At 32.3% G+C, this 8,109-nt stretch carries 7 protein-coding genes, 1 tRNA gene and 2 pseudogenes; 6 read left to right on the top strand and 4 right to left on the bottom strand.

Features of this window, described 5'->3' with window-relative positions; translation table 11 throughout:
* Window positions 1–150 precede the first annotated feature (150 nt).
* Together ACFIJ0_RS01160 and ACFIJ0_RS01155 are read right to left on the bottom strand one after the other, a co-directional pair.
* Window positions 151–226 (bottom strand) — tRNA-Thr (locus ACFIJ0_RS01160).
* A gap of 1,230 nt (window positions 227–1,456) precedes the next feature.
* Window positions 1,457–1,795 carry a hypothetical protein gene (locus ACFIJ0_RS01155; protein ID WP_375623722.1) on the bottom strand — a complete coding sequence of 113 codons (339 nt, stop codon included), beginning with the start codon at window positions 1,793–1,795 and terminating at the stop codon, window positions 1,457–1,459.
* 164 nt (window positions 1,796–1,959) lie between these two features.
* On the opposite strand from ACFIJ0_RS01155, the gene ACFIJ0_RS01150 reads away from it, so the two are divergent.
* The 4 genes from ACFIJ0_RS01150 to ACFIJ0_RS01135 are packed head-to-tail and all read left to right on the top strand — an operon-like array spanning window position 1,960 to window position 5,322.
* Window positions 1,960–3,387 (top strand): amino acid permease, encoded by a 1,428-nt coding sequence (locus ACFIJ0_RS01150; RefSeq protein ID WP_375623726.1) that lies wholly within the window; start codon window positions 1,960–1,962, stop codon window positions 3,385–3,387.
* Between the two features lie 40 nt (window positions 3,388–3,427).
* On the top strand, window positions 3,428–4,108 hold the full coding sequence (locus ACFIJ0_RS01145) for an energy-coupling factor ABC transporter ATP-binding protein (RefSeq protein WP_375623720.1): 681 nt from the start codon (window positions 3,428–3,430) through the stop codon (window positions 4,106–4,108).
* Complete coding sequence (locus ACFIJ0_RS01140; protein ID WP_375623718.1) at window positions 4,105–4,707, top strand: energy-coupling factor transporter transmembrane component T family protein; 603 nt, start codon at window positions 4,105–4,107, stop codon at window positions 4,705–4,707. Before ACFIJ0_RS01145 ends, ACFIJ0_RS01140 begins: the two co-directional genes overlap by 4 nt.
* A 48-nt stretch (window positions 4,708–4,755) precedes the next feature.
* Window positions 4,756–5,322, top strand: a complete 567-nt coding sequence (locus ACFIJ0_RS01135; protein WP_375623716.1) for a biotin transporter BioY — start codon at window positions 4,756–4,758, stop codon at window positions 5,320–5,322.
* Window positions 5,323–5,343: 21 nt separating this feature from the next.
* Here the strand turns inward: ACFIJ0_RS01135 and ACFIJ0_RS01130 are convergent.
* Window positions 5,344–5,522 (bottom strand): annotated as a pseudogene (locus ACFIJ0_RS01130) (single-stranded DNA-binding protein); the annotation flags it as partial.
* Window positions 5,523–5,995: 473 nt separating this feature from the next.
* Between ACFIJ0_RS01130 and ACFIJ0_RS01125 the strand changes: the two are divergent.
* Both ACFIJ0_RS01125 and ACFIJ0_RS01120 read left to right on the top strand, forming a co-directional pair.
* Window positions 5,996–6,301 (top strand): BrnA antitoxin family protein, encoded by a 306-nt coding sequence (locus ACFIJ0_RS01125; RefSeq protein WP_375623724.1) that lies wholly within the window; start codon window positions 5,996–5,998, stop codon window positions 6,299–6,301.
* A gap of 605 nt (window positions 6,302–6,906) precedes the next feature.
* Window positions 6,907–7,164: a hypothetical protein gene (locus tag ACFIJ0_RS01120; RefSeq protein WP_375644167.1), complete on the top strand. Its 258-nt coding sequence runs from the start codon at window positions 6,907–6,909 to the stop codon at window positions 7,162–7,164.
* 222 nt (window positions 7,165–7,386) lie between these two features.
* Here the strand turns inward: ACFIJ0_RS01120 and ACFIJ0_RS01115 are convergent.
* Window positions 7,387–7,925: pseudogene (locus ACFIJ0_RS01115) on the bottom strand (hypothetical protein).
* Window positions 7,926–8,109 lie beyond the last annotated feature (184 nt).

Raw genomic sequence — 8,109 nt, 5'->3', positions numbered from 1 at the left:
TTGAAGACCCTTTGAGAGCACCTTTAAAACTCTTTGAAAAAAATAAATTGCTACAAAACCTAGTGGCAAATTATACAAAACTCGCTGGCAAGCTACAAATGGCTATTTGAAGAAAAAATCTATATATTTAAACACGTTGAAAACAAAAAGTGGTGCCGCATGCCGGATTCGAACCAGCGACCCCATCATTACGAATGATGTGCTCTACCAACTGAGCTAATGCGGCATAGGTTTCTAAGTCAATGAAACAAAACTAATTTGAGAGTAATAGCTAAAAGTACGTATAAAAGCAAGAATGCATTTTTTCAATGATTTATAAAATATAATAATAATTTGAAGGAGAAATATGTAAAAGTTAGAGGATAGTATTCTTTGATCTTAATACTATAAAATGCTTTCCAATTTACGATAATACTCAAATTAAGAAGCTGGGAATGTAAATCTTTAGGATGGAAAATGGTGTCAAGATAACTTAGTAAAGATAAAAATATTTCTGATTTTTAAGAAAGAAATTTGTTGAATAAGTAATTAGGAAAATAAAGATCATCATAAATCCTTTATAAGGTGAAAATAAGATGAGTAGAATTAGTTGAAAAGTTACTTCTCATTTTTATGGTAAGAAAAGAGGGGGGAGGATTATAAAATTAATCACGTTTTTTTATTTAAGATGGAGTAAGAATCGTGTCGGATGAAGATTGGCTGATAGAACGAGAAATGAAGCTAGCTTACCAAAAAAAATTCATTGAGGAACTTTCTCGAGTGGTAACTAATCAATAGAAAAGTTTGGATGAGATATTTAAAAAGTTGATGTTTTAGCGAGACGATTTTCAGATTTAAAAGAACAGAGTGTTACTGAAGCTGTTATGTTACGATTTTCTCAATAGGGAGAAAGTGCTTTAAAATTTTTTCTAGTAATAGTCTCTTGGATTTTTTTAGATGTAATAGGGTGGATATCAGAATGGGAGGAAGGTGCGAAATGTTCTTTATCACAATTTCAATTATTTACAGATTAGTTTTTATTTAACGCATTTTGCTAGACTTGTAGAATATTTTTAAAAGCTTCTTCATTAATTTCAAGAAGTTCCAATCTTATAAGGAGTGCTGATATTAGAAGACGTTTTTTATATGTAATTTCTAGTACTAAAATTAAGAAAAGTTTTTGTAGAGTATAAAGAAGTAGCTATAGAAAAATATATAAAATTCAATATTTTAAGTTTTTTCTATACAGAGTTTTCTTATCGATGGAAGTAGATTTATTTGCTAATTTTTTTAAATTGATACAAATGAAGTGATGTGATCGTTATCTATAGAAATCATAAGTGAGCGCATATATTTATAATAAAGCGTTTTAATCCGTTCTGATGATCAAGTGATTTTCAGTTGTTTTAATAGGGTGAGGTACTCTAAGCGATATCGGTTGTGTCTAGTACAGAGAGCTCTAGAAGTTTTTTCAAGATTAAATGTATTCTTCGTTGTATGTATATGATATTTTGTGAAAAGGTTTTTGTTTTTCGTAATTTAAGATACAAAATACTATTGCTAAAGCACCAAAGATAAACCATGCTGGTAAATAAGTGAGACTAATGCAAATTGAGGACAGAAAATCAGGCATTCCCTTGCATAGAGATTGATTAAGGTGATAGACATCTGTTTGCAAAAGGTTTATTAAAATTTTATTAAAGGGGGTTGTTGTCCAATGTGATGTGATCACAGAGTGTGCATTATCAATGACCAATGCTATAATGGTTAGTGTAACGAAAATGAAGGACATTAATTTAAATAAAGGGTGGAGCATATTTTTTCTTAAAACTTCAACGGGACATACGTATAATGCACAAAAAAATAAGGAGTTGCATTATGATAAGAAAATAAGTTTACGTTTGTTTTGTGTTTTTTGAAAAAGGTGCCTAATTTTTCGATAAAAGTTGAGGTTAGGTTCAACAAAAGTAATGAGGCATGATGTTTGAAAAAAAGCACGATGAATTGAAGCGTAGCCTTCAAAATCGCCATATTCAAATGATTGCTTTGGGTGGCGTTATTGGGACAGGACTTTTTTATGGGTCAACCGAGGCAATTCAATTAGCTGGTCCCTCAGTCGTTTTATCTTATCTTATCGGCGGACTTATTATGTATTTCATTATGCGAATGCTTGGTGAAATGTCAGTAGAAGAACCGTCTTCAGGAGCATTTAGTTTTTTTGCTTATAAATATTGGGGAAGATTAGCTGGTTTCATAACAGGTTGGAATTATTGGTTTCTTTATATTCTTGTGAGCATGGCTGAACTTACAGTGATAGGGTTTTACCTTGATCATTGGATTTTGATTGATCATTGGAAGGCATCTTTCATTGTTCTTTTATTTGTTACATTCGTTAACTTGTTTAATGTTCGTTTTTATGGAGAATTTGAATTTGCTTGTGCTTTGATCAAAGTGGCTGCTGTTATTGGTATGATTATTTTGGGAATTTTTCTCATTGTCACTGGACTAGGGGAAAATCAAGCGAATATTAATTATCTTTGGGACCATGGGGGTTTTTTTCCTTATGGAGCAGCAGGGATTGTTTTAGCGACTTCTGTAGTAATGTTTTCTTTTGGAGGAACAGAGCTTATTGGTATTGCTGCTGGAGAGGCATCTAATCCACAAAAAACAATTCCAGCGGCTATCCGTCAAGTTATGTGGAGGATTATAATTTTTTATATTGGTTCTATTAGCGTTATTATGATAATCAGCCCTTGGAATATGATTGGAAAAAATGGTAGTCCATTTGTTACAATTTTTGAGACTATAGGAATTCCTGCTGCTGGTCATATTTTGAATTTTGTGGTGATTATGGCTGCTATTTCTGTTTACAATAGTGGCATTTATTCTAATGGCCGTATGCTTTATAGTTTAGCTGTACAAAAAAATGCACCACATATTTTTAGTAAATTGAGTGCTGCTCGTGTTCCTTATATTGCTATCCTTTTTTCATCATTCTGTACGGTGTTGATTGTCGTTGTTAATGCTCTTGTTCCTGATAATAGTTTCATGCGGATCATGGCTCTTGCAACTGCAGCAGCAGTGATTACTTGGGCTATTATTGTTATTGTTCATTTGAAATTTCGCAATGCGCATAAGAACAGAAAAGGCGACTTTACTTATGCGTTTGGTTTATATCCTTACGCTAACTATCTTTGCCTCTGCTTTCTTGCTTTATTATTTTGCATTATGTTTATCAGTGGTTTTAGGCAAAATGGATTGATGACTCGTCTTTTTGATATGATAGGAATAAGCGTGCCTTTTCTTGAAACATATATTCCTGTACAGATGCCTGATATGAGTTTGGCAGTCATTATTATTCCTCTATGGTGCTTGTTATTACTTTTAGGTTATAAACTGAAACGATAGAGAAAGAAGAGCTAATAAAAGGGATTGATTGGAATAAATCTTGGGGACTATAAAATTTAATCAGGTAACACAAGTTTTTGGTGATTTGTGTGTTTTAAGAAATATTACTGTACAGCTTACCGAAAAACGAATTGCTGTTATAGGTGCGAATGGTTCTGGAAAAAGTACATTTGTTCGTCTTATTAATGGACTCCAATTACCATCTCATGGTTTTGTAAGTGTTGATGGGCTTGATACCAAACGCGATGCAAAAGCAGTAAAGCGTAAAGTTGGATTTGTTTTTCAGAATCCCGATAATCAGATTGTTTTACCATTAGTTGAAGAGGATTTATCCTTTGGTCTTAAAAATTTAAAGCTTAATAAAGATGAAATTAAGGAGCGTGTAGATGAAATTTTACAGCGCTATGAACTTCAAGATTTCAGAAATCACGCTGTCCATTTATTAAGTGGTGGGCAAAAACAACTCGTTGCTATTTCCAGTGTAGTTGCAATGAAACCAGACTATATTATTTTTGATGAACCGACGACATTACTTGATTTGCGAAATAAGAATCGCGTTACGCAAGTGATAGAAGAATTACCACAAACGGCAATAGTTGTATCGCATGATTTGGAGTTTTTGAAAAAGTTTGATAGAGTGCTGGTTTTTGATAAGGGGGAGATAGCAATTGATGATGTACCTTTTGTTGCTATCAAGGAGTATATAAGAAGAATGTCATGATCGGTTTATATATTCCAAGGGATACATTTATTCATAGGTTAAGTCCTGGAGTTAAGTTATTATCTCTTACGGCGTGTGGAACTTTTATAATAATGGTTTCTTCCATAGCGCTTCTTGGGTTATTTTTGTTGTTGGTCATCTTATTCTATAGAGTTGCCAAGATCCCTTTCAAAACTGCAATAAAGCAATTTAAATCGATGGGATTGCTTTTAGTTCTTCTATTTGTATTTCAAACTATTTTTAGCGGTTGGCTTACAGGGGTTGAGGTCATATTACATCTTGTTATCCTCTTTTCTTTATCATCACTTATTTCATTCACAACAAAAGTTTCAGATATGGTGGATGCAATTGAAGTCGGGCTTCAGCCTTTTTGTTGTTTTGGTATAAATCCATCAAAAGTGAGTATGGTTATCTCTATGGCGATCAGGTTTATTCCTCTTTTGAGTGAAAAGTTTAATGAGGTACATGAAGCACAGCAAGCACGGGGACTTAATACTAACATTGTCGCTCTTGCGATACCTTTAATTATACGAACCATAAGAATGGCTTCAGAAGTGGCTGAAGCATTGGAAGCGCGTTCTTATGATGCTGATAATTGATACAGCATCTCATAATAATCAAAGTTTTTTATGTGAAAGAAGAATCAAATGAATACAAAAGATTTAGTTTATATTGCGTTATTTGCCGCTATTTACGCTGTTTTGAGTCTTTTTCCTCCTATTTATCTTCCTTTTTTGTTGGGTGTCCCTATTACAGCTCAGTCTATGGCTCCGATGTTAGCAGGCTCTATACTTGGAGCGAAAAGGGGAGCTTTAGCATCACTTCTTTTCCTTGTTCTTATTGCGATTGGGTTACCTCTATTGCCTGGTGGTCGTGGTGGAATCAGTGTTTTTTCAGGGATTGCAAGTGGTTATTTAATAGGTTTTCCATTTGCTGCATTTTTTATTGGTTTTATGGTAGAATTGTTTTGGCAGCGGTTAAATTTTATAACATTATTTGTGATAAATACTGTTGGTGGCATTGGGATAGTTTATTCTTTTGGTGTTCCATGGACAGCGTATGTAACCAAAGTTTCTTTACTGAAGGTTTTAATAGCTTCATCAGGTTTTTTGATAGGCGATTGTTTAAAAGTGTTGATTGCATCCTTTGTTGCACTCGCGATTAAAAGATCTGTTCCTCTCATTCATTCGGAAAAAGGGGGAGTTCTGTACTGAAAAACAATTTTTGCCAAATGTATGTGGATTAAAAAGTACCACGGAATGCCATTTAGTTTTCTCTACTTTTTGATTGGTCTTTTTATCTGTATACCTCTCAGAAGTGGCCATACGAAAATTGAATATTTCGACACCACAATTTATTTTTTGTTTTCAGGATCAACCCCTAAATAGCCAATTAATATCATTTTATTCAACATGCTTGTAAGCTTTATTCGATTTGCATATTATATGCATAACGCCTTAGGATAATTTATTATTTTTTAATATTTTCAGTTAATTAATCACTAATTTTAAAAGTATTAAATTATATTAATTGTACAAAAACATGGATAATTCAGTATTCATTTAAAACTCGTGATGTACATAATACCCTTATGAATGTATTAATATAGGTATAAAAATGAGATTTGAATGGGATGAAGCTAAAACAAAAAGTAATCTAGAAAACACTGTTTAAGTTTTGAAATAGCTGCATGTATTTTTGCAGACCCATTCTCTATGGCTAAACAAGATTGTATTGAAAACGGAGAATATGGTTAGCAAGCTTGAGGGCTCGTGGAAGATTTTTTATTACTATTCGTAGCCCATACTGTCCATGATGATAAAGATGGTATAGAGGTAATCCGTGTTATTTCAGCACGGCGAGCCAACTTGAAAAAGAGGAAACGTTATAAAGAAGAAAGTTTGTTATAAAATTGATGTAGATAACTTATCGCCTTTGACAGATAAACAGAGAGTTGAAATTGATAAACTGGCTGTAATGCCGGACAGTGCAATTGATCATAGAGATATTCTGCCACTCAATGATGCGTTCTGGAAAAACGCCGTTTTCAATCCATTCTATAAACCAACGAAAACTGTTATAACTGTGCGTGTGGATTCAGACGTGCTAGCGTGGCTTAAAAGTCAAGCGAAAGGATATCAAACACGGATTAACGCCATTTTACGTGATGCCATGTTTCGTTCAATGCCCTAATTTCTTCTCCACTTAAAAGCAGGGAAGGTGGAGTCATATTCTAAAAATCTAAGCAGCTCTTACTGCAGAGTTCTTTAAAATTCGTATTGCTTTTGCAATTAAAATTTTATACCTTTGATCTTTAGCTAAATGATTCTAAACAATGCAATATATTTTAGATACACCACCTTCTCATAACCACTAAGATAATTTGGCTAGTACCTACAATCTGATAGGACTACAGACATTGTAATTATGTTAACTTTATGAATACTATTAACTTCCTTTCTTATAAATATAAGATAGATCCAGCCACAGAATTAGTTAATATCAATGGTGCTGATAAATTTTTATAGGAGGGAAGATACCGTTTTAACCGTGATAATCAATGTGCTATCTTAATAATCGAAAAGTTTTCTGTGAACTCGAAGATCTGCTATTAGATTTACGTTTTAACAGAAGAAAATAGTCCTTATAATCCTTAAGTAATTGATTCTGAAAACGACTTTCAGAATATTCCTAACCCACATTCTAAAAATCAGATTGAACAGAATAAGCGATATTTTGGAATTTTGATTCCTATAGAGTTCACTCTTTTTTCTTCAAATAAAGAGTTAAACAAATTCTTGCAGTTACACTATAAAAAATCTTTTCCCCCGAAAACGATTGATATCTTACCGGATATTGTTGGTAAGGAAGAGTTCGAAAAAAAATTGCGTTTAATTAAAGAGATAAAACTGAAATATACACAACCAAAACAATCAGACTTTTTTGCAATGCAATCAGAAGACAACTTGCTAAAGATGGCTAAACTTTTGTTGGGTGAATTTCCCACGGATGATTATACTAAAATAGAATTCGGCTTGGATATCAAATTTAAATAAAAAAATAATTTAAAGGAGTTTTTTTGAACTTTTTTAAAAAATATGAAGTAAATCCCGTATTTAAAAATATAAGTTTTGTTGTAAAGACACATAATAATTTTGATATAATATTTAATACTGAAAATTTTTAACATAAATTTGCTATTAAAACAATTAAAAATGATAATGGTATGTATAAATAAGGCAATATAAAAGAAAAATTAAAGCATGAAATCATAAAATTTACTGTATCTCTTTAATAGAGCACTGTAGAGTGTAAATAGATATATTTATTAAACTGCGTGTACGCAACATAAGTAAGAATACACAGAATAAAAAAAGTACCAAAGTATAATATTTGAATACCAAAGAGCAATATCTAAGTACCAAAGTACGGTATCCAATGAAAAAGAAAACTTGTGCTCCGCATACTTAGAAATAACAGGCAAAGAAACAGTTTCTTTATAACTACTTGGGAAAATTAAAACGACAAGCGCTAAAATTATTAATTTTAGGAGACTGTGCATATACTTTTGTAACTCACAGGTTAATCTCTTCCAACCTGTTGTATTGCCGCATTTATGTTGTGGGTTGTTTTGTGACTCAGAAGGGATATTAGAATTGCATAAAATTGCAAAAACAGTTGTTACTATCACCAAAGAAATAGACGTGAATGTCAAAATACCCTGAATAAAGTCAAGATTTTTTCTTATTCTTGAAAAACATACCAATGTAAAAATTATAACGCTATAAAAGGCTTTTCGCTGCTTATCTGTAAACATATTTATTTCCTGTGGAAAAATTATGATCTCAATTTCTTAAATTATTTTCTAATATAAAGACACAAACTATCTTTTAGTTTTTTCAGCATTTGCTTTTCTTTTATTTGACGGCTCCAAACCACTGATTAGTGATGATCGATTGGACGGCATTATCAATGGTTTGAAAGGGCACAAAGGGCTTTTT

This window comes from Bartonella sp. OC68QHHN (genome assembly GCF_042193875.1).
In the GTDB taxonomy this organism is placed as follows: Bacteria; Pseudomonadota; Alphaproteobacteria; order Rhizobiales; family Rhizobiaceae; genus Bartonella; species Bartonella grahamii_A.
This window is presented reverse-complemented; position numbering and strand designations above follow the sequence as displayed.

Bases quoted from the DNA above. Each gene is read 5' to 3' on its own strand.
- ACFIJ0_RS01155 (WP_375623722.1), bottom strand. From the start codon at position 1,795: ATGCTCCACCCTTTATTTAAATTAATGTCCTTCATTTTCGTTACACTA.
- ACFIJ0_RS01150 (WP_375623726.1), top strand. From the start codon at position 1,960: ATGTTTGAAAAAAAGCACGATGAATTGAAGCGTAGCCTTCAAAATCGC.
- ACFIJ0_RS01140 (WP_375623718.1), top strand. From the start codon at position 4,105: ATGATCGGTTTATATATTCCAAGGGATACATTTATTCATAGGTTAAGT.
- ACFIJ0_RS01135 (WP_375623716.1), top strand. From the start codon at position 4,756: ATGAATACAAAAGATTTAGTTTATATTGCGTTATTTGCCGCTATTTAC.